Origin of the sequence: Nocardioides sp. CCNWLW239, from assembly GCF_037137035.1 — a bacterium.
Lineage (GTDB): Bacteria > Actinomycetota > Actinomycetes > Propionibacteriales > Nocardioidaceae > Nocardioides.
In genome coordinates this window covers 373,995-394,118 of sequence record NZ_JBBBNW010000002.1, presented here as the reverse complement: position 1 = coordinate 394,118, position 20,124 = coordinate 373,995, and the positions used below count along the sequence as shown (strand labels likewise).

Below are 20,124 nucleotides of genomic sequence, written 5' to 3'. Positions count from 1 at the left end.
TTTGGTAGCGGATGGTTCGCTAGGGTTCTAGTCATGACTGGACCACGTGTCGACCTGTTGTTCCTGCTCAACCAGTCCGCTCATGCCTTCGCGGCCCAGGTCGGTGAGGCGCTGGCCGACCTGGAGCTGTCGGTGCGTGAGTACTGCGTGCTGATGAAGGCCGCCGAGGGCGAGTACACCCAGAACGCCGTGGCCGAGATGGCGATGCTGGACAAGACCACCATGGTCACCACGCTCGACAACCTGGAGCGCCGGGGCCTCGCCGAGCGGCGCGTCTCGAGCACCGACCGCCGGGCCCGGATCGTCGCGCTCACGCCGGCCGGGGTGAAGCTGCTCGAGGAGGCCTCGAAGGCCTACAACGCGACCGTCGCCCAGGCTCTCGCAGGCCTGGCGCCGAGCGAGGGGGAGGCGTTCATCGAGGCGTTGCAGCACCTGGTCGAGGGGCCGTGGGCCACTCCGTCGCACACGGTGACGCTGCGACGTCGTGCGCCCTCCTCTGCTCGATGAGAGATAGATCCAAGAACTGAATATCCCGAAATAGATTGTTTCATAACAAACAATCTTCTATGGTCGTATCTATGACGACCAAGACAGTCGCGCTCGCGACCCTCGCAGCTACGCAGCTGATGGTGATCCTCGACGGCACGGTCGTGACCGTCGCCCTCCCCGCAATCCGCGACGACCTCGGCTTCGGCGACACCTCGCTGGCCTGGGTGGTCAACGGCTTCCTCCTCGCCTTCGCGCTCGTCCTGCTCCCGGCGGGCCGAGCCGGCGACGTGTTCGGCACCCGCCCCGTCTTCCTGACCGGGCTGAGCATCTTCACGCTCGGCTCCGCGTGGTGCGGTCTCGCCTGGGATCCGGTCTCCCTCGTCCTCGCCCGATTCGTCCAAGGTCTCGGCGGCGGCATCGCGTCGGCCGTGGTGCTCGGCATGATCGCCGGCCTCTACCCCGAGTCCCGAGACCGTCTCCGTGCCTTCGCGGTCCTCGCCTTCATCGGCTCGGTCGGTGCCTCGGTGGGGACGGTGCTGGGCGGCGTACTCACGGAGGTGGCCTCGTGGCGCTGGGCCTTCCTGATCAACGTGCCGATCGGGATCATCGCGCTGGTGGTTGCGCTCCGCGCGGTCGAAGGTACGCCGCCGAGCGGTGTCAAGGGTGGCCTGCTCCCGCGCGGCCTGTTCGCGGAGCACCGGTTCGCGTTGGCGAACCTGATCCTGCTGACGTTGACCTTCGCCGGGTTCACCTTCCAGTTCGTCACGACGCTCTACCTCCAGGACGCCCTCGGCCTGGGCGCGCTCGCGACCGGTCTGGCGTTCCTTCCGGTCAGCGGGGTGATCGCGTTCGCCAGCCTCGGCTTCAGCGCCGCCCTGGCGGAAAGGTTCGGGTCCGAGCGCATCCTGACGGCCGGCCTGCTCGCGTTCGTCGCAGGCATGCTCTACCTCGTCCGGCTGCCGGAGACCGGCAGCTACCTGCTCGACGTCCTCCCGGGTGCGGTCGTGATGGGTCTCGGGTTCGGGCTCGCGATGCCGCAGGTGACCGCGCTGGCGATGGGCGCGCTGGCGCCGGAGCACGCCGGGGTCGGCTCGGGGCTGACCACGACCACCCAGCAGGCCGGCGGATTCCTGGGCACCTTGATCGCCGCCGGTCTGGTCACGACGTCCGGTTATGCCGCCGGCTACGTGGCGGCGGCGATCGCGTTGATCCTGGGGACGGCCGTCGCGGCGTACCTGCTCGTGAACGCCGGACGCGCTCGGGCCCCGAAGGGCACCGAGCGCGTCCCGGAGGAGGCTGCCAGGCTCTGACGTCTCGACGTCGACAACTGACCTCTCGGCGCTACCTTCGCGCCGGGAGGGTCAGCGTCGAGGGGTGCGTTGTCGTGTGGTGCACCGTGACCACGCCGGCTGCGCCGCGGACCAGCTGCTTGACGTTGGGCAGCAGGTGGGGGACGTCGTAGGAGTGGACGGTGATGCGGAGGCGGTGCCCCTTCTTGATCACGGCGCCGGTCGGGAAGACCTCGACCGGGACCCGATAGATCTTGCCGGGGGTGACCCGCTGCTCGGCCGCACGGGTGAAGGGGTGCCAGGGCTGGACGACCTGCCCGTTCAGCGTCCGCGCCTTCGACGGGATGACGGCTCGGTGCCGCAGCGTCTGCCAGCCGCCGGTGATCCGGTCGACGGACCCGTCGGGAGCGACATCCTCGACCGAGACCGCGACCAGCCCGTCTGTGCCGGTCGTGGACACCGACAGATCGGCGTTGAGAGGACCGGAGAAGGCCAGGTCGGAGGTCGCCGGCGCCGTCTCGTAGGAGACCCCGAGCGCGTCGTTGATCCGGTTGTCGGTCTCACAGCCGGGGATCGCGAGTGCGCCGGCGGTCCACTGCGCGGTGCTCCGGGAGCACAGTCCCTGAACCGGCAGCGGCAGGATCGTGTCGCCGCCGACCGGCTTCAGGTCCGACCCGACGGCGTACGTCTTTGCGCGGACCTCGGAGCCCAGCCACGACTTCATCGTGCGCCACTTCCCCGACCCGATCTCGTGGTAGGTCACCGGGGCGACGTCACGGTCGAGGGTGGGGTCGGGCAGGCCCTTGATGTGCGTGTCGAACCAGCGCAGCGCCGTCTCGTTCAGGCTGCTGATGCCGCTGCCCTCGAGCCCGCCGCCCATCGAGCCCTCGGCGTGCGTCCACGGTCCGATGAGCAGCTTGGTGTCGACGCCGTTGCGCTGCATCCGGTCGAAGAGCATCGGGGTGCCGCGCTGGAAGATGTCGTACTGACCGGCCGTCACGAACGTCGGTACGTCGATCTCGTCGACCACGCTCAGCGGCGAGCGCTTCTGGTAGAACGGGCCGTCGTAGGCGGCGTCGCTGCCCAGCGCGGCACTCACGAGCATCGGCACCTGGAACCCGAGCGCTCCGCCGACGTGCTGCAGCAGCGTGGTCAACGTGGCTTCCGGGCGGGCCTTGTTGACGGCCGGCGGCACCAGCCCCGATCCGGTGACCAGCCCGAACCACAGCGGGATGAAGCCCGCGTCGATCTGCCCGCCGGAGGCGACGACGTCACGGTAGACGTCGCCGGCCGGCACGATCGGGAACATCGCCTTCAGCCCGCGCGGGTGCTGGGCGGCGGTGAAGAACTGGTTGATCGCCATGTAGGACGGGCCCCACAGGCCGAGCTCGCCGTTGCTCCACGGACGCGCCTTCGAGGTCGCCCAGTTGGCGACCTCGAGCCCGTCCCGCTGCTCGCGGTCGCCGAATGCGTCCCACTGGCCGGCGGAGGAGCCGGTGCCACGTACGTCGGTCTGGACGAAGACGTAGCCGCGCTGCACGAAGTAGTCGCCGCCGCTGCCGCCGGAGGCGTTCTTGTTGTAGGGGTTCTGCGTCAGGATCACCGGGAACCGGCCCGCCGCCGGGGTGCCGTCCGCCTTCGCCGGGCGGTGGATGTCGGCCAGCAGCACGACCCCGTCGGACATGGTGATCGGGACGTCCTTCTCGACGACCACGCCGTACGTCGCGGGGCGGGGCTTCCATGCCCCGGCCCGTGCCTGCGGCGGCTGAGCGGCCGCAGGCACGGAAGCCGCCGCCGCTGGAGTGAGCGTCGGTGGCAGGAAGGTCGCGACGAGTGCCAGGAACGGAACGAGGAATGCCAGTCTGCCGAGTTTCACGACTCACTCCAGGGGTGTGGTGGGTATCACATCCCCAAACGAGAAGTGCAAACGGGAGTTACGGAAACCTGTTCCAGTTTTGGATAGTGAGACTAAGCGACTGCGGCTGTGGTCTTGTCGACGACGGGTGCGCCCGTGGCCGCCACGACCTCGTCGTACGTCACCTCGGGAGCGAGCTCGACGAGCTCGAACGCCTCCCCTGAGACGTCGAGGACGCCGAGGTCGGTGATGATCCGCTTCACGATCCCGCGGCCGGTCAGCGGCAGGTCGCAGGCCTCCAGCAGCTTGGGAGCGCCCTTCTTGGTGACGTGCTCCATCAGCACGATCACCCGACCGGCGCCGGAGACGAGGTCCATCGCGCCGCCCATGCCCTTGACCATCTGGCCGGGGACCATCCAGTTGGCGATGTCGCCGTTGGTCGAGACCTGCATCGCGCCCAGGACGGCGACGTCGATGTGGCCCCCGCGGATCATCGCGAACGAGGTCGCGGAGTCGAAGTAGGAGGCGCCGGCGAGCACGGTCACGGTCTGCTTGCCGGCGTTGATCAGGTCGGGGTCGACCTCGTCCTCGTAGGGGAACGGGCCGACGCCGAGGATGCCGTTCTCGGCGTGGAGCACGACCGTCGAGGTCTCCGGGATGTAGTCGGGGATCAGCGTCGGCAGGCCGATCCCGAGGTTGACGTAGTCGCCGTCCTGCAGCTCCTGCGCGGCGCGCGCGGCCATCTGGTTGCGGTCCCAAGCCATGACTCAGGCCTCCTTGTTCGCTGTGGTCTGGGCGGGGCGCTCGCCGCGCGTCGTACGCTTCTCGATGTCCTTGCGGGCCGCCTGCTCGGGCGTCAGCGCGACGATCCGCTGCACGAAGATCCCGGGAAGGTGGACGTCGGCCGGGGCGATCTCACCGACCTCGACGACCTCCTCGGCCTCGACGACGGTCACCCGTCCGGCCATCGCGGCCGGGACGTTGAAGTTGCGCGTGGAGGCGTTGAACTGGGCGTTGCCGGCTCGGTCGATACGGGTCGCCCGCACCAGCGCGAAGTCGGTGATGATGCTCTCCTCGAGCACCATCTGCTTGCCGTGGAACTCGCGCACCTCCTTCGGGGACGAGGCCTCGGCGATGGTGCCGTCGGGGTGGTAGCGGTAGGGCAGGCCGCCGTCGGAGACCATCGTGCCGACGCCGGTCGGGGTGTAGAAGGCGCCGATCCCGCTGCCGCCCGCGCGCATCCGCTCGGCGAGCGTGCCCTGCGGGGTGAGCTCGAGGGTGATCTCGCCGGCCAGGTACTGGCGGCCGAACTCCTTGTTCTCACCGATGTAGCTCGCGATCACCCGGGAGATGCGGTGGTCGTCGAGCAGCAGCCCGAGACCGGCGCCGTCGACGCCGCAGTTGTTGGAGACGACCATCAGGTCGTCCGCACCCTGCTCCCGCAGCGCCTCGATCAGGAACCACGGGATTCCCACCAGCCCGAAGCCGCCCACGGCCAGGCTGGCTCCGCTGTGAATGTCGGCAACCGCTTCCGCGGCCGACCCGACGACCTTGTCCAGACCCATGTCTTCTCTGCTCTCTCGAAGGCTCTACTGAAATGAAGGGGGCGTACGCCTCAGCGCACCGACTCGAACATCGCCGCGAGCCCCTGCCCGCCGCCGATGCACATCGTCTCCAGGACGTACCGGGCCTCGCGACGCTGCGCCTCACGGGCGGCGGTGGCGAGGATCCGGGCTCCGGTGGCGCCGATCGGGTGGCCCAGCGAGATGCCGGAGCCGTTGGGGTTGAGGCGCTCGTCGGTCGCGTCGATCTTCCACTCGCGCAGGACGGCGAGAACCTGGGCGGCGAAGGCCTCGTTGAGCTCGATCAGGTCGATCTCGTCGAGGGTGAGACCGGCGCGGGACAGTGCGGCCTGGCTGGAGAGAACCGGCCCGATGCCCATCCGCTCGGGCTCGCAGCCGGTCACGGCCCACGACTTGAGCGTCAGCAGGGGAGTCAGGCCGCGCCGCTCCGCCTCGGCCCGCGTGGTCACGATGCACATCGCGGCGCCGTCGTTCTGGCCGGAGGCGTTGCCGGCGGTGACCGTCGACTCCTCGTCGACCTTCAGGCGGATCGGACGCAGCGAGGCGAGCTTCTCCAGCGAGATGTCGGCACGCGGGTGCTCGTCGCGGTCGACGACGACGTCGGGCTTGCGGCGGCCGCCGGGTACGGTCACCGGCACCAGCTCGTCGGCGAACTTGCCGGCCTCGTGAGCAGCCACGGCACGCTGGTTGGAGCGCAGTGCGAGCTCGTCCTGCTCCTCACGGGAGATGGCGTATTCGCGACGGAGGTTCTCGGCGGTCTCGATCATGCCGCCGGGGATCGGGTGGTCCTTGCCGCCCGCGGTCTCGCGGGCTCGGTCGAGGCGGTCGAGCAACTCGATGCCGCCCTGCTTCACCCCGCCGCGCAGCCCGAGCGCGTAGTGCTCGACGTTGGACATCGACTCCGCGCCGCCGGCGATCACGAGGTTGGCGGCGCCGGTGGCGACGGAGCCCGCGGCGTACAGGATCGCCTGAAGGCCCGAACCGCAGCGACGGTCGATCTGCAGACCGGGGACGCCGTTGCCGAGCCCGGCGTCGAGCGCCGCGATCCGCCCGATCGCCGGGTTCTCGCCGCTCGCGTAGCCGTTGCCGAGGATGACGTCGTCGACGTCACCCTCCTGCAGGCCGGTGCGCTCCACGAGCTCGCGCAGGACCGTGGTGGCGAGGTCGGTCGCGGTCAGCGGCGCCAGGGCGCCGAGGAACCGGCCGACCGGGGTGCGGAGGGGCTCGCAGATGACGATGTCGGTGGCGCTGCTCATGCTGTCGACGGTACGCGGGCAGTCATGACTTGAGAAGTACTCATTTGGCGTCGATTGACACCTGTCAAGTCTTTATCTCCCTGTCCGACCGGACAGTGCGCCGACGACGCTATTGCGATAAATTCGCGTTAGCCCCCCATTCGTAGATCCAAGAGGTGACCATGCACGTCCCCGACGGCTTCCTCGACGCACCGACGTCGATCGCCACCGGCGCTGTCGCCGTCGTCGCGGTAGGAGTCGCATTGCGCGGCGCCCGCCGCGAGCTCGACGACAAGACCGCTCCGCTGGCCGGCCTGGTGGCCGCGTTCATCTTCGCCACCCAGATGATCAACTTCCCGGTCGGTGCCGGCACGAGCGGCCACCTGATGGGCGGCGCGCTCGCGGCCGTGCTGGTGGGGCCGTGGACCGGGGTGCTGTGCGTCTCTGTCGTGCTGATCGTGCAGTCCCTGCTCTTCGCCGACGGCGGCATCACCGCCCTCGGCACCAACATCCTGCTGATGGCGGTCACCACCGTCGTCGTCGGCTGGGTCGTCACCCGGGTGCTGCTCAAGGTGCTGCCGAAGCGGGTCGGCATGGTCGCCCCCGCGGCGGCCGTCGGCGCCTTCGTCTCGGTCCCCGCGGCCGCGCTGGTGTTCACCGGGCTCTACGCCATCGGCGGCACTGCCGACATCTCGCTGACCACCCTGGCCACCGCGATGCTCGGCTGGCACACGGTCATCGGTCTCGGCGAGGCCGCGATCACCTTCCTCGCGGTCGGAGCGATCCTGTCCGTACGTCCCGACCTCGTCTACGCCGCTCGCGACGTGATCGCCGAGCGTGACCTGGTCATCAAGCCCAAGGAGTCGGTGGCATGAGCACGGCATCGAAGCGCACGGTGCCGTTCACGTGGGTCGCTGTCGGCATCGCCGTCGTCGCCCTGCTCCTGGCCGGCGTGGTCTCCTACTACGCCTCCGCCCACCCCGACGGCCTCGAGTACGTCGCCGGCAAGACCGGCTTCCTCGACAGTGCCTCCGAGCACGGCGCCGCCGACGGCCCGCTGGCCGACTACGGCACCAAGGGGGTCGACAACGAGCGGCTCTCCGGCGGCCTCGCCGGCGTGATCGGCACCGTCGTCGTGCTGCTGGCCGCCGGTGGCCTCGCGATGGTCGTACGCCGCCGGTCCAGCAGTTCGTCCGACGAGGCCTGAGGTGCCGGCTCATCTGAAGATCCTGGCCCTGGTCGGGTTCATGCTCGTGGTGGTCGCCACCCCGCGGGAGTGGTTCGCTGCCTACGCCTTCTTCCTCGCCGTCCTGGTGACGGTGGGCGCGGTCGCTCGGGTGCGCCCGGGGTGGGTGCTGAAGCGGATGGTCGTGGAGACGCCGTTCGTGATCTTCGCGGTGCTGATGCCGTTCATCGCGCACGGACCGCGGGTCGAGGTGCTCGGGATGAGCCTGAGCGAGTCCGGGCTGCTCTCGGCGTGGGGACTGCTCGCCAAGGGCACGCTCGGCGTGATCGCGGGGCTGCTGCTCGCCGCGACGACCACGCCGCAGGAGCTGGTCCACGGCTTGGAGCGGCTGCGGCTGCCTCAGCAACTGGTGCAGATCATGGCGTTCATGGTCCGCTACCTGGAGGTCGTCACCGACGAGATGCGCCGGATGGCGGTCGCGCGCGCCTCCCGAGGCTTCGTCGCCCGCAACCCGCTGCACTGGCCGGTGCTCGCCCGCTCGGTCGGAGCGCTCTTCATCCGGTCCTTCGAGCGCGGTGAACGGGTGCACCTGGCGATGGTCTCGCGCGGCTACACGGGGAGAATGCCCAAGTGACCACTCCAGTCCTCGACGTACGCGGCTTGGCCTTCGCCTATCCCGACGGCCATCAGGCGCTCTTCGGTGTCGACCTGCACGTCCACCGTGGTGAGCGGGTCGCGCTGCTCGGCCCCAACGGCGCCGGCAAGACGACACTGGTCCTGCACCTCAACGGCATCCACCTCGCCGGCGCCGGATCGGTCGCGGTGAGCGGGCTCCCCGTGACCAAGGCCAACATCAAGGAGATCCGACGCCGCGTCGGCATCGTCTTCCAGGACCCCGACGACCAGCTTTTCATGGGCACCGTCCGCGAGGACGTCGCCTTCGGTCCCGCCAACCTCGGCCTGCGTGGCGATGCCTTGGACGCGAAGGTCACCGAGGCGCTCGCGAAGGTCGGCATGGAGGACTTCGCCGACCGTCCGCCCCACCACCTCTCCTTCGGTCAGCGCCGCCGGGTGGCCGTGGCGACCGTGCTGGCGATGGACCCTGAGATCCTGGTCCTCGACGAGCCGTCCTCCAACCTCGACCCCGCCTCGCGCCGCGAGCTCGCCGACATCCTCCGCTCGCTGGACGTGACCGTGCTGATGGTCACCCACGACCTGCCGTACGCACTCGAGCTCTGCGAGCGCTCCGTCATCCTCGACGGTGGCATCGTCGCCGCCGAGGGCCGCACCGTCGACGTACTCTCCAACACCGACCTCATGCGCGCCCACCGCCTCGAGCTCCCCTTCGGCTTCGACCCGGTCGCCGCGGCCGCGACCCTCCCCTAGCGGGAGACGTCAGGCAGGGGGTCAGTCGGCGAGGCGCCGGGAGCGGTAGCGAAGCTTGGCGCTGACGTAGCCACGCCAGCCGAGGAGGGTCAGGCCGAGGAAGAGGATCGAGACGACGAGGAAGGTCGGCGCGAGCCCCTCGCCGGTGAGGCCGCGCAGCACCATCCCGATGAGGTACGTCCCGAGCCACACGACCACGCCGGCCGGCCAGACACGGGCTCCCGACCAGCGGCGCCAGACCACGACGGCCCAGGCCGCGACCAGCCCGACGAGGAAGGGCCAGGCGATGCGGAGCACGACGAGCACCGGCCCGGAGTCGTGCGACCGGCTGCCGACGTAGGTGAAGAGGAGCACGAAGAAGACATCGAGGGCGAAGGCCGCGAGCGCCCACTTCGGAACGAGCCCGGCGATCAGCGTGGGGGAGGCGTCGGGCTTCGTGGAAGACATGGGCCCAGAATACGAGTCAGGCCGGCGTGGACAGCCAGGCACCACCGCGCATCACTCGGATCGGCTGCAGGGCCTCATCGGTGATCACGAGGTCGGCGCGAACGCCGGGCTCGAGTCGACCCGCGTCGAGGCCCACCACCGATGCCGGCCGCAGGCTGGCGGCCCGCATCAGCATGGCCAGGTCGACGCCGCCGGCCGCGTGGCGGCGTACCTGGTCCAGGAGCCGCGAGGTGCCACCGGCGATCGAGCCGTTGCCGGTCCCGTCGGCGATCCGGGCGACCCCGGAGCGTACCTCCACGGACAGCGGTCCGAGCTGGTAGTCCCCGTCATCCATCCCGGCCGCGGCCATCGCGTCGGTGACCAGCACGACCGAGCCGGGCACCATCGACATCACCGCACGGACGGTCTCGTCGTCGAGGTGTACGCCGTCCGCGATCAGCTCCATACACGCCGAGCCCACCGCGGCGGCCCCCAGCGAGCCGAGCACCGGGCCGGGGTCGCGGTGGTGCGCGGGTGGCATCCCGTTGAACAGGTGGGTGACCAGGTCTCCCGGTCCGGACAGGAACTCGCGGCTCCGGGCGGCGGTGGCAGCGGTGTGCCCGAGCGCCACCACGACCCCGGCCTCGGCGAGGACGGAAGCGACCTCGTCGGCCCCGGGAAGCTCAGGCGCCAGCGTCATCACTCGCAGCTGTCCACGGGCGGCGGCGACGAGCTCGCGGGTGAGGCCGGCGTCGGGAGCGAGCAGCAGCTCGGGATCGTGCGCGCCGCGGCAGGAGTGCTCGAGGAACGGCCCCTCCATGTGGATCCCGGCGATCAGCCCGTCCTCCGCGGCGTCGGCCAGGACCGAGACGACCGACAGCAACCGCGAAGGCGCGTCGGTGACGGTCGAGGCGAGCAGCGTGGTCGTTCCGGCCGCGTGGTGGACGCCGGCCGCGACCGCGATCTCCTCCGCCGACGTGGAGTGGAACGACGCACCGCCGCCGCCGTGGTTGTGGATGTCCACGAGCCCTGGCAGCAGGATCCCGGACGACGACGGGTCGCCGTCGACGGCGGCCCGCACGTCGGAGACGACCCCTGACGACACGGTCACGACGACATCGTCGAACCCGCCTGGCCGCGGCGCTCGGCCGCGCACAACAACATCTAGATCCATCGCTTGAACCAGATCCTCGTCAGCCATTCCTGCCGGGTGAGCAGCTCGTCGGTGTAGATGGGCCAGAACCACGCGAAGTTGCAGATCACCAGCACCACGAAGATGCCGCCGACGACAGCCCCGCCGACCCGTCGCCGGCCACCGGGATCGCCCAGGGAACCGGCCCGCGGTGGCGGTCGGTCCAGCAGCTTGCCCAGGCACAGGCACAGGCCGAGCACCAGGAACGGCAGCGCGATGATCATGTAGAAGGAGAAGATCGGCCTCCCGGCGTACTGCAGCCACGGCAGCCACGTCGAGAGCACTCCGACGACCGCGACCCCGAACCGCCAGTCCCGTGCGGCGACCCACATGAACGCGGAGACGATGAGCGCGACGAAAGCGCCCCACCACAGCACCGGGGTGCCCAGGAGCAGCACCTGTCGAAGACAGGTCCCCGCCTCCTCGGGCCCGTCGCCGTCGGGGTCGGTCGACGGCGTGGCGTCACACATCTCCCCGCGTGACTTCGAGCCCGACAGGATCCCGGTGTCGGCGGCGACGCCCACCGGCCGGTTCAGGACGAGCCAGCCGATCGGATGCGATCCGTAGGTGTGCTCGGCGCACTCCAGGAAGTGGGTGTGGAAGGTGAAGACGTCACGGTGGTAGTACCACAGCGACCGTAGCGACTGGGTCACCTCGCCGAGCCCGGAAGCGTCCGGCTCGGACGCGGTCGGCCAGCGCTTGTCGTTGAGGTTCTCCGGGACGTACGACTTGTTCTCGCAGTGTCCCTCACCGGTGTAGCGCGTGTATTGCGTCGCCGAGAGGGCGTCCTCGTAGACGTCCGCATGGGTCATCCAGGGGATCCACGTCATCACGTAGACGGCGAGCGCGACGCCCACCAGATGAACGAAGGCCGTCGGTCCGTCGGCGACACAGGCCCGGAGCCAGGCGAGTCGTACGCCGAAGGAGCGCCGCATCCCCGCGGACCAGGCCACGTAGAGAAGACCGAAGGCAGCCAGCGGGTAGAGCGCCTCCCACTTGGAGCCGATCGCGAGCCCCCAGGCGATGCCCGAGCAGAGCAGCCACGGCCGGAACAGCATCCGCCGGACCGGTCCCCACGCGCCTGGCTCGGTGAGCTGGGTGGGCGTGAGCGCGGAGAACCGCCGTCGACACCAGTCGCGGTCCACCACCATCAGGTGCACCGCGAGCAGCAGGAAGAACGCGACGAAGAGGTCGAGCAGGGCCAGCCGGGAGAGCACGAACGCGAGCCCGTCGAAGGTGACCAGGATGCCGCCGACGAGACCGAGCAGCATGGAGCCGGAGACGCGGCGTACGAACCGGATCGTCAGCATCACCAGGAGCGCGCCGACCACGACCGAGGCGATCCGCCAGCCGAACGGGTTCATCCCGAAGAGCTTGATGCCGGCCGCGATGATCCACTTGCCCACGTCGGGGTGGACGATCATCGACGGCCCGTCGGCGAACTGCCCGTCGAGCTGCCCGGCCAGGATGTTGTCGTCGGCGCCCTCGACGAAGTTGCGCGCGTAGCCGAACTCCAGCAGCGCCCAGGCGTCCTTGGCGTAGTAGGTCTCGTCGAAGGCGAAGACCTTCGGGGTGCCCAGGTGCCACAGCCGCAGCAGGAACGCCAGCGCGGTGATCCCCAACGTCGCCGCCCAGCCGGCTCGGGGCGACCCGTTGATGCGATGGCGGGCGCGTTCCCACGCGGTGGGGAGGAGGTGACCCGAGGGAGTGCTTGCCAGCCCCTCCATGGGCTCATCGGCCCTGGTCACCGTCGTTGTCACGAAGGCACCTTATAGGCCTGCGACAATATCGGGGTGGTAGATCCAGAGGACGGCGTGCTCATCTTGGCAGCGACCCCGATCGGACGTGTGGAGGATGCTCCACCCCGGCTGGCCTCGGAGCTCGCCACCGCGGATGTCATCGCCGCCGAGGACACCCGCCGCCTGCGTCGGCTGACGACCGACCTCGGGGTCGAGGTCACGGGCCGCATCGTGTCCTACTTCGAGGGCAACGAGCAGGCGAAGACACCGACGCTGCTCGCCGACCTCCTCGACGGCAACCGTGTCCTCCTGGTCACCGATGCCGGGATGCCCTCGGTCTCCGACCCGGGCTATCGGCTGGTCGCGGCGGCAGTCGAGAAGGACGTACGTGTCACCGCGGTGCCCGGCCCCTCGGCCGTCCTCACCGCCCTGGCCGTCAGTGGCCTCCCCGTCGACCGGTTCTGCTTCGAGGGCTTCCTGCCCCGCAAGGCCGGTGAGCGCTCGCGTCGTCTGTCGGGCCTGGCGAAGGAGGAGCGCACCATGGTCTTCTTCGAGGCCCCCCACCGCACTCAGGCGGCGCTGGAAGCCATGCGCGACGCCTTCGGCGACACCCGCGCCGCCGCCGTCTGCCGTGAGCTGACCAAGACCCACGAAGAAGTATGCCGCGGCGGCCTCGCCGAGCTCGTCGACTGGGCCGCCGAGGGCGTGCGCGGAGAAGTCACCATCGTCGTCACCGGCGCCGACCCGTCCGCCGAGATCGGCAACGACCCCGACAGCCTCCGAGGGGCCGTAGCCGACCTGGAAGCCGAGGGCCGTACGAAGAAGGAAGCGATCGCCGAGGTGGCCAAGCGTGCCGGCGTCCCGAAACGCGAGGTCTACGACCTGGTCCACAAGCCCGCCGAGTAGGCGAAATCTGACTTCTCGGCGGGCTTCGGGGAGACAGCACCCGGGTCCGTACGATGCTGGTGTGAGTTTTCCGCCGCTTCCCGAGCCACTGCCCGCTCCTGTTGTCGACAACCACACCCATCTCGACATCGTCAGAGGCGACGAGAGCCTCCCGGTCGAGGAGGCGCTCGCGCAGGCGGCGGCGGTGGGCGTGACCAGGGTGGTGCAGATCGGGTGCGACCTGCCCGGGGCGCGCTGGGCGGTGGAGGCTGCCGAGACGTACGAGAACATGATCGCGGGTGTCGCGCTCCATCCCAACGACGCTCCGCGCCAGCCCGATCTCGAGGCTGCGCTGGACGAGATCGAGAAGCTCGCCGGGACGCACGACAAGGTGCGCGTGGTGGGGGAGACCGGGATGGACTTCTTCCGCACCGACGAGGACGGCCGCGAGACCCAGGCCTACTCGTTCCGGCGCCACATCGACATCGCCAAGCGGCTCGACAAGACCTTGATGATCCACGACCGGGACGCCCACGAGGCGGTGCTCGAGGTGATCGACAGCGTCGGTCCGCCGGAGCGCTGGGTGATGCACTGCTTCTCCGGTGATGCCGAGTTCGCTCGCCAGTGCCTGGACCGCGGCGCCTATCTCTCCTTCGCCGGCACGGTGACGTTCAAGAACGCCCAGTACCTTCGCGACGCCCTCGCGATCGCTCCCCAGGACCGCATCCTGGTCGAGACGGATGCGCCGTTCCTGACGCCCCACCCGAATCGCGGCGCGACCAACTCCAGCTACATGATCCCGGCGACGATGCGGGTCATGGCCGACGTACGCGGCGAGGACCTGGAGGCGCTCTGCATCGCCGTCAACGACAACACCGAGACCGCCTTCGGCGGATCGTGGTGATCGCCCGACGCCCATCGTGCTGACATGGGTCGGGCCCGGAGCCGACTGGCTCCGGGCCCGACCTGTATCGGTTCAGCAGGTCACTTGCGGGTGACCTCGATGTTCATCTGGCCCTTCTTCTCGTTGGAGGAGAGGACCTTGATGACCGTACCGGTGCCGCCGACCTTGGTGGAGGCCCCCGGGAGGTCCGGGCTCCAGTAGGCGTTGACGTCGCTGTCGTCGAAGACAGCGGTCGACTTGGTGGACCGGGTCTGGAGCGTCTCGCTGCTGATGTACGCGCCGGTCTTCGGGTCCATGAAGTCGAACTCGAGGTCCAGAGCGTCGGTCTTGTCGACGTCGAAGGTCGAGTCGAACGCCTGGATCCGCGGGCGGGCGAACGCGCCGTTGCTCCAGGTCAGCGGGGTTGCGCCGTTGGCGTCGACCGGCAGTGCCTGGCCGTAGCCCGGGTGCGCGGAGGTGTTGTTGTCGCCGTACAGCGTCGTGCGGTACCAGACCAGCATGCCGTCCTGGTAGGGGAAGTGCTCGACCGTGTTCGGGGCCGAGTTGAGCCAGCCGAAGTTGTACGGGCCGGTCTTCAGCACCTTGTCGTAACCCTGGTAGGTGCGGTTCTCGACCATGTAGTAGTGCGAGTACGAGACCGGGTAGGTGCCGTTGGTCGCGGCGTACATCTGGTCGATCGTCCAGGTGCCGGTGCCGTTCTCGAAGCCCTCCTGGAGCGCCGAACCGACGGCCACCTCGTCGATGGCAGCGCCCATCTCGTTGGTGTTGGCGTCGTTGTAGTTGTGGAACTGGATCTGGACGTTCTGGCCCGCGTAGGCCGACAGGTCGGCGGTCAGGTCGACCCACTGGCCCTTCGAGGAGCCGGTGATGCCGTAGCCGAGGTTCTGCCCGTTCGGGTTGGCCGTGGTCGACAGGTTGGTGTTGAGCGGGACGAAGGTCTTGCCGCCGTCGTTCGAGACCGTGACGAACAGGTAGTCCCAGTCGAGCTCGATGGCGTAGTTGACCTTCGCGGTGAGTTTGCCGTCCGCAGGGACGGTGAACGACGGCGTCGTGGCGAAGGCGTCGCGGTCGTCGCCGCGGCCGGTGTAGAGGTAGCGCGAGCCGTACGCCGGGGCTGCCCCGACCGACATCTCGGTCTGACCGTCCGGCAGGGCCACGGTCGCGGCCTGCTTGCCGAGGGTCGTGGCGTGGTAGCTCGGGCCGAGCTTGACGTCGGCGTCGTCACCCGCGTCGACGACCGCGAGGTCGTTCTCGCCGTACCAGCCGAGGAACATCTTCTCGGCGGGGCCCATGTGGTTCGGGGTGGTGCCGATGGCGCCGTCACCGTGGCCGAGCCAGGAACCCGCGCTCATCAGGGTCCAGTAGGCGGTCGAGTTCTCGCCACCGGCGGTGTCGTAGAAGTCGGGCAGGCCGAGGTCGTGGCCGAACTCGTGCGCGAAGACGCCGAGGCCGCCGTTCTCCGGCTCGGTGGTGTAGTCGCGGATCCACAGGTTCGTGTCACCGATCTGGATGCCACCCAGCGGGTAGGAAGCGTCGTAGTCGCCCGGACGGGGACCGTCGACGTTGATCCCGCCCTGGTTGACCGCCCAGCGGTGCGACCAGATCGACTGCAGCGGGGCGCCGGCCTCCTCGCCCTCACCGGAGTGGACCGCCTGGAAGTGGTCGATGTAGCCGTCGGACTCGTTCTGGTTGCCGTCACCGTCGATGTCGTAGCGGTCCCAGATGTCGAAGCTCTTCAGGTAGTCGCTGATCTCGGCCTTGGTCTTGCCGGCCGCGATCTGAGAGTCGTACCAGGCGTCGGCGGTGTCCTGGACGAAGTTGGTCATGCCCTGCGCGGTCTCGTCGCCGAGCACGCTGTCGGGGCGGCCGTCACCGTTGTGGTCGAGGCCGTCACCCTGGTAGGAGGCCGAGGTGTAGGGAACCGTGACCCAGTCGGAGACGTCGCCCTCGAGGTCGAAGCGGCCGCTGGACATCTCCTGGTAGGCGTCCTTGAAGGACTCGCCCTCACCGAAGAACATGTCCTTGAAGTGGTCGGAGGAGAAGTCGTCGACCCAGTAGGTGCTGTTGTCGTCGGCGGCCGGCTCCGGGATCGAGTTGTGCGGCAGGGCCGAGTCCTCGAGCGCGGCGTTGGTGTTCTCGTCGCCGAACTCGACCAGGAAGGTCAGCAGCTGCGAGGTCTGCGAGACCGGGTAGGAGACCAGACGGCCGTCCTTCATCTTGATCTTGCGGTCCTTGCCCTTGCCGACGGTCTTCGCCTTGCCCGTGGCGAGCTGGTCGACGGCCTTCTGCTGCAGGTTGGTCTTCGCTGCGGCGAGGGAGTCGGGCTTGTTGTCCTGGGGGGCCTTGGCGCTCCCGGCACGGGTGGGCTGAGTCTCGCCCGTCGTGCTCGGCGCGGCGCCGGCGGGGGCGACCTGCAATGCAACGGCAGCGATGCCGGCCGCAGCGGTCACCCCGAGAACGCTGGTAACGCGTCTGTTCATCGTTCCTCCGGAGTCTGGTGACATCGCGCACATCCGCCTTGCCCGAGAACCGACCGGCACGATGGGCCATCACGACACAGATGACCTCGGAGTACAACACCAAGCAACGCGGTTACCTGTAAAGGATTTGTCGCCTATTGGCCAGCGAGCACGATATTTCGTGGCGGGATTACGACATCGACCTGGATCAGCCTCCTGACCTGCGATTTCGGGGTGGTGAATCGCACACCTGTCATTCGCTACGACAGGTATTGACAACGGGCTCTGGCGCTCAGTTGATGCCAAGATTGCATGCTTGTGATTGCCTGCGGACCGGATGGGCGACTTGCATTTAACCGACCGGATTTGTTCCGCTGTCGGGCGAGAAAGCCGGGATCGGGACAGATCCGGACGGTGTTGGGGGTGGGCCTCAGCGCGTAGATCGTCAGATCTCGCAACACCGTTCGCCCGTGCCCGGGCAGAACGAACATCGGAGCATCGTGCCCGTCAGCAGCACCAACTCGTGGTTCCGCAACATCGCTTCAACCCCCCGCCGTAAGGCCATCCTGGTCGGCGGACTCGCCGCCGCTGTGGTCGCCGCAGGCGGCGCAGCCTACGGAGTCAAGACCGCTCAGACCGACGTCGTCCTCTCGGTCGACGGCAAGGCCAAGGACGTCAGCGTCAACGCCGACACCGTCGGCGAGGTCCTCGAGGCCGAGGGCATCAAGATCGGCGACCGTGACGCCGTCGCTCCCTCGGTCGACACCAAGGTCGAGGACGGCAGCGCGATCAGCGTCCGCTACGCCCGCCAGCTGAGCCTGGAGGTCGACGGCAAGTCCCAGGACCACTGGGTGACCGCGACCACCGTCGGCGGCGCGCTCGCCGAGCTCGGCCGCGACTACGACCGGGCGGAGCTCTCGACCAGCCGCGGTGCCTACATCGGTCGCGACGGGATGTCGCTCGACGTCATCACCCCCAAGAACGTCAAGGTCGAGCTGGCCGGCAAGAAGGCCAAGAAGGTGAGCGTGACCGCGCTGACCGTCGGCGACGCGCTGGAGGAGCTCAAGGTCAAGGTGGAGCCCCGGGACAAGGTCTCGCCGGCCCCCGGCAAGGCTCTGAAGTCCGGTCAGAAGATCGTCTTCACCGACTTCGCCTCCAAGGACCAGAAGGTTGCCCGCGAGACCGTCGAGGCGCCGGTCGAGGAGCGCGAGGACTCGTCGATGTACGAGGGCGAGACCGAGGTCGTCCAGGAGGGCTCCGACGGGGTCCGCTCGGTGACCTACCGCATCGTTCTCAAGAACGGCGACGCCGTCTCCCGCAAGGTGCTCGAGCAGAACGTCATCGAGAAGCCCGAGCCGCGGATCGTCAAGGTCGGCACCAAGGAGAAGGAGGCCCCCGCGGCCAACTTCGCCGGTGGCAACACCGTCTGGGACCAGCTCGCGCAGTGCGAGTCCGGTGGCAACTGGGCCATCAACACCGGCAACGGCTACTACGGCGGGCTGCAGTTCAACCTGCAGACCTGGCAGGCCTACGGCGGCTCCGGCCTCCCGAGCGAGAACAGCCGTGAGACCCAGATCGCGGTGGCGACCAAGCTCCGTGACGCCAACGGTGGCTACGGCGCCTGGCCGCACTGCTCGCAGCAGCTCGGCCTGCCGCAGTAAGGCTGTTTCGGCCTTCGGGCCATAGTCTGTACCCATGACCGACCGCACCCCGCCGCGCCTGTTGGGCCCGGCGGAGGTGCGGTCGCTCGCATCCGAGCTCGATCTGCGCCCCACCAAGCAGCGCGGACAGAACTTCGTGATCGACGCCAACACCGTGCGCCGCATCGTGCGGGAGTCCGGCGTCGACGGCTCCGACGTGGTCGTCGAGGTCGGTCCCGGCCTCGGCTCGCTCACCCTCGCCATCCTCGAGACCGGCGCGCGGGTGACGGCGATCGAGATCGACGAGGTCCTGGCGCAACGACTGCCTCGGACCATCCAGGAGTACGCCCCCCACCAGGCGGACGCGTTCAGCCTGGTCCACGCGGACGCTCTCCGGATCGAGTCGGTCCCGGGCCCGCCGCCGACGGCGTTGGTCGCCAACCTGCCCTACAACGTCTCCGTCCCGGTCCTGCTGCACCTGATGGCCCTGCTGCCCTCGCTGCGGCACGGCCTCGTGATGGTGCAGGCCGAGGTCGCCGACCGGCTGGCCGCCAAGCCCGGCTCCAAGGTCTACGGTGTCCCCTCGGTCAAGGCCGCCTGGTACGCCGACGTGCGCCGCGCCGGCGCGATCGGCCGCAACGTCTTCTGGCCGGCACCCAACGTGGACTCCGGGCTCGTCTACTGGAGCCACCGCGAGCCGCCGTCGACGGAGGTGTCCCGCGAGGAGGTCTTCGCGGTCGTCGACGCCGCTTTCGCGCAGCGTCGCAAGGCCCTCCGCGGCGTACTCAAGCCTCTGGCCGGCTCTGCCGACGCCGCCGAGAAGGCCCTGGTCGCGGCCGGGGTCGACCCGCTCGCGCGCGGTGAGTCGCTGACCGTCGAAGACTTCGTACGCATCACCGAATCGCTCCCGAGAGTTCACTCATGACGATCACCGTCCGCGCGGCTGCGAAGTTCAACCTGCACCTCGGCGTCGGGCCGGTCCGTGACGACGGGTTCCACCCGCTGGCGACCGTCTACCACGCGATCGGGCTCTACGACGATGTCACCGTGAGCGACTCCGCCCAGTGGCAGGTCGCGCTCACCGCTGAGGACCACATCGCGGTCGGGGAGGTCCCGACCGGCGACGACAACATCGTCGTACGGGCCGGCAAGGCCCTCGCTGCCCATCACGGCATCGACCGTGCGGCGAAGATCGAGATCCACAAGGGCATCCCGGTCGCCGGCGGGCTCGCCGGAGGCTCCGCCGACGCGGCTGCGACGCTGGTTGCCCTCGACCGGCTGTGGTCGCTGGAGACGTCGGACGAGGACCTGCTCGCGCTGGCAGGCGTCCTGGGTTCCGACGTACCTTTCGCGCTCGTCGGCGCCACCGCCGTCGGTGGCGGACGCGGCGAGATCGTCGAGCCGGTCACCGACAACGGTGCCTGGTGGTGGGTCGCGGTCGGCAACGCGCAGGGGTTGTCCACCCCCGCGGTCTACCGCGCGTTCGACGAGCACGCCGGCCCGGAGGTCGAAGACCCGCAGGTGCCCGAGCGCCTGCTCGTTGCGCTGGAGAAGGGCGACGCCGAGCTGCTCGCCGAGGCGCTCACCAACGACCTGCAGGCCCCCGCGCTGACCCTGCGGCCCGACCTGGCCCAGACCTTCGCCGACGGCGAGGAGGCCGGCGCGCTGGCCGTCCAGCTCTCCGGCTCCGGACCGACGGTCCTCATGCTCTGTCGCGACGCCGCCCACGCCCGCGAGGTCGCCGGAGCGATGCAGGCCAAGGCCTACGACCGGGTCTGGACTGCACCTGGCCCCGTCGCCGGTGCCCACGTGGTCACCTACTGACCCACCCCTGCCGAGGCGTCACCCAGGTCGGC

19 protein-coding genes are annotated in these 20,124 nt (G+C 69.3%); 11 read left to right on the top strand and 8 right to left on the bottom strand.

Annotated elements, in window-relative coordinates; genetic code table 11:
* Positions 1 to 33 precede the first annotated feature (33 nt).
* Both WBG06_RS07830 and WBG06_RS07825 read left to right on the top strand, forming a co-directional pair.
* On the top strand, positions 34 to 507 hold the full coding sequence (locus WBG06_RS07830; protein ID WP_336736028.1) for a MarR family winged helix-turn-helix transcriptional regulator: 474 nt from the start codon (positions 34 to 36) through the stop codon (positions 505 to 507).
* 71 nt (positions 508 to 578) lie between these two features.
* Positions 579 to 1,799, top strand: a complete 1,221-nt coding sequence (locus WBG06_RS07825) for an MFS transporter (protein WP_336736027.1) — start codon at positions 579 to 581, stop codon at positions 1,797 to 1,799.
* Positions 1,800 to 1,830: 31 nt separating this feature from the next.
* Here WBG06_RS07825 and WBG06_RS07820 read toward each other — a convergent pair whose 3' ends face one another.
* From WBG06_RS07820 to WBG06_RS07805, 4 genes are all read right to left on the bottom strand, one after another.
* Positions 1,831 to 3,654 carry a CocE/NonD family hydrolase gene (locus WBG06_RS07820; RefSeq protein WP_336736026.1) on the bottom strand — a complete coding sequence of 608 codons (1,824 nt, stop codon included), beginning with the start codon at positions 3,652 to 3,654 and terminating at the stop codon, positions 1,831 to 1,833.
* Between the two features lie 92 nt (positions 3,655 to 3,746).
* Positions 3,747 to 4,397, bottom strand: a complete 651-nt coding sequence (locus WBG06_RS07815) for a CoA transferase subunit B (protein WP_336736025.1) — start codon at positions 4,395 to 4,397, stop codon at positions 3,747 to 3,749.
* Positions 4,398 to 4,400: 3 nt separating this feature from the next.
* Positions 4,401 to 5,198 (bottom strand): CoA transferase subunit A, encoded by a 798-nt coding sequence (locus WBG06_RS07810; RefSeq protein ID WP_336736024.1) that lies wholly within the window; start codon positions 5,196 to 5,198, stop codon positions 4,401 to 4,403.
* A gap of 50 nt (positions 5,199 to 5,248) precedes the next feature.
* On the bottom strand, positions 5,249 to 6,472 hold the full coding sequence (locus tag WBG06_RS07805; RefSeq protein WP_336736023.1) for an acetyl-CoA C-acetyltransferase: 1,224 nt from the start codon (positions 6,470 to 6,472) through the stop codon (positions 5,249 to 5,251).
* 161 nt (positions 6,473 to 6,633) lie between these two features.
* Between WBG06_RS07805 and WBG06_RS07800 the strand changes: the two genes are divergently transcribed.
* From WBG06_RS07800 to WBG06_RS07785, 4 genes are read left to right on the top strand one after another with little or no spacing between them, the layout of a single operon-like run.
* Positions 6,634 to 7,326, top strand: coding sequence for an energy-coupling factor ABC transporter permease (locus tag WBG06_RS07800; protein ID WP_336736933.1), 693 nt, complete (start codon positions 6,634 to 6,636; stop codon positions 7,324 to 7,326).
* Entirely contained in the window at positions 7,323 to 7,658 is a 336-nt protein-coding gene (locus tag WBG06_RS07795; protein WP_336736022.1) for a PDGLE domain-containing protein, read from the top strand. Before WBG06_RS07800 ends, WBG06_RS07795 begins: the two co-directional genes overlap by 4 nt.
* A 1-nt stretch (position 7,659) precedes the next feature.
* Positions 7,660 to 8,271 (top strand): cobalt ECF transporter T component CbiQ, encoded by a 612-nt coding sequence (gene cbiQ / locus WBG06_RS07790; RefSeq protein WP_336736021.1) that lies wholly within the window; start codon positions 7,660 to 7,662, stop codon positions 8,269 to 8,271.
* The gene (locus WBG06_RS07785) at positions 8,268 to 9,023 is read left to right on the top strand and encodes an energy-coupling factor ABC transporter ATP-binding protein (RefSeq protein ID WP_336736020.1); all 756 of its coding nucleotides are present in this window, start codon (positions 8,268 to 8,270) and stop codon (positions 9,021 to 9,023) included. Before cbiQ ends, WBG06_RS07785 begins: the two co-directional genes overlap by 4 nt.
* Positions 9,024 to 9,044: 21 nt before the next feature.
* Here the strand turns inward: WBG06_RS07785 and WBG06_RS07780 are convergent, their stop codons facing one another.
* From WBG06_RS07780 to WBG06_RS07770, 3 genes are read right to left on the bottom strand one after another with little or no spacing between them, the layout of a single operon-like run.
* On the bottom strand, positions 9,045 to 9,470 hold the full coding sequence (locus tag WBG06_RS07780; protein ID WP_336736019.1) for a DUF3054 domain-containing protein: 426 nt from the start codon (positions 9,468 to 9,470) through the stop codon (positions 9,045 to 9,047).
* A 16-nt stretch (positions 9,471 to 9,486) separates the two neighbouring features.
* Complete coding sequence (locus WBG06_RS07775) at positions 9,487 to 10,560, bottom strand: N-acetylglucosamine-6-phosphate deacetylase (RefSeq protein WP_336736018.1); 1,074 nt, start codon at positions 10,558 to 10,560, stop codon at positions 9,487 to 9,489.
* 53 nt (positions 10,561 to 10,613) lie between these two features.
* Positions 10,614 to 12,401, bottom strand: coding sequence for a dolichyl-phosphate-mannose--protein mannosyltransferase (locus WBG06_RS07770; protein ID WP_336736017.1), 1,788 nt, complete (start codon positions 12,399 to 12,401; stop codon positions 10,614 to 10,616).
* Between the two features lie 33 nt (positions 12,402 to 12,434).
* On the opposite strand from WBG06_RS07770, the gene rsmI reads away from it, so the two are divergent.
* Both rsmI and WBG06_RS07760 read left to right on the top strand, forming a co-directional pair.
* A complete protein-coding gene (gene rsmI / locus WBG06_RS07765; RefSeq protein WP_336736016.1) occupies positions 12,435 to 13,286 on the top strand; it encodes a 16S rRNA (cytidine(1402)-2'-O)-methyltransferase in 852 nt (283 codons plus the stop codon).
* 61 nt (positions 13,287 to 13,347) lie between these two features.
* Positions 13,348 to 14,169 carry a TatD family hydrolase gene (locus WBG06_RS07760; RefSeq protein WP_336736015.1) on the top strand — a complete coding sequence of 274 codons (822 nt, stop codon included), beginning with the start codon at positions 13,348 to 13,350 and terminating at the stop codon, positions 14,167 to 14,169.
* Positions 14,170 to 14,249: 80 nt separating this feature from the next.
* On the opposite strand, the gene WBG06_RS07755 is transcribed toward WBG06_RS07760, so the two are convergent.
* The gene (locus WBG06_RS07755) at positions 14,250 to 16,649 is read right to left on the bottom strand and encodes an immune inhibitor A domain-containing protein (protein WP_336736014.1); all 2,400 of its coding nucleotides are present in this window, start codon (positions 16,647 to 16,649) and stop codon (positions 14,250 to 14,252) included.
* Positions 16,650 to 17,098: 449 nt separating this feature from the next.
* On the opposite strand from WBG06_RS07755, the gene WBG06_RS07750 reads away from it, so the two are divergent.
* Genes WBG06_RS07750 through WBG06_RS07740 form a run of 3 tightly spaced genes read left to right on the top strand, consistent with a single transcriptional unit; the run spans position 17,099 to position 20,092 of the window.
* A complete protein-coding gene (locus tag WBG06_RS07750) occupies positions 17,099 to 18,289 on the top strand; it encodes a ubiquitin-like domain-containing protein (RefSeq protein WP_336736013.1) in 1,191 nt (396 codons plus the stop codon).
* Between the two features lie 34 nt (positions 18,290 to 18,323).
* Positions 18,324 to 19,193, top strand: a complete 870-nt coding sequence (gene rsmA / locus WBG06_RS07745) for a 16S rRNA (adenine(1518)-N(6)/adenine(1519)-N(6))-dimethyltransferase RsmA (RefSeq protein WP_336736012.1) — start codon at positions 18,324 to 18,326, stop codon at positions 19,191 to 19,193.
* A complete protein-coding gene (locus WBG06_RS07740; protein ID WP_336736011.1) occupies positions 19,190 to 20,092 on the top strand; it encodes a 4-(cytidine 5'-diphospho)-2-C-methyl-D-erythritol kinase in 903 nt (300 codons plus the stop codon). Before rsmA ends, WBG06_RS07740 begins: the two co-directional genes overlap by 4 nt.
* The last annotated feature ends 32 nt before the right edge of the window (positions 20,093 to 20,124 follow it).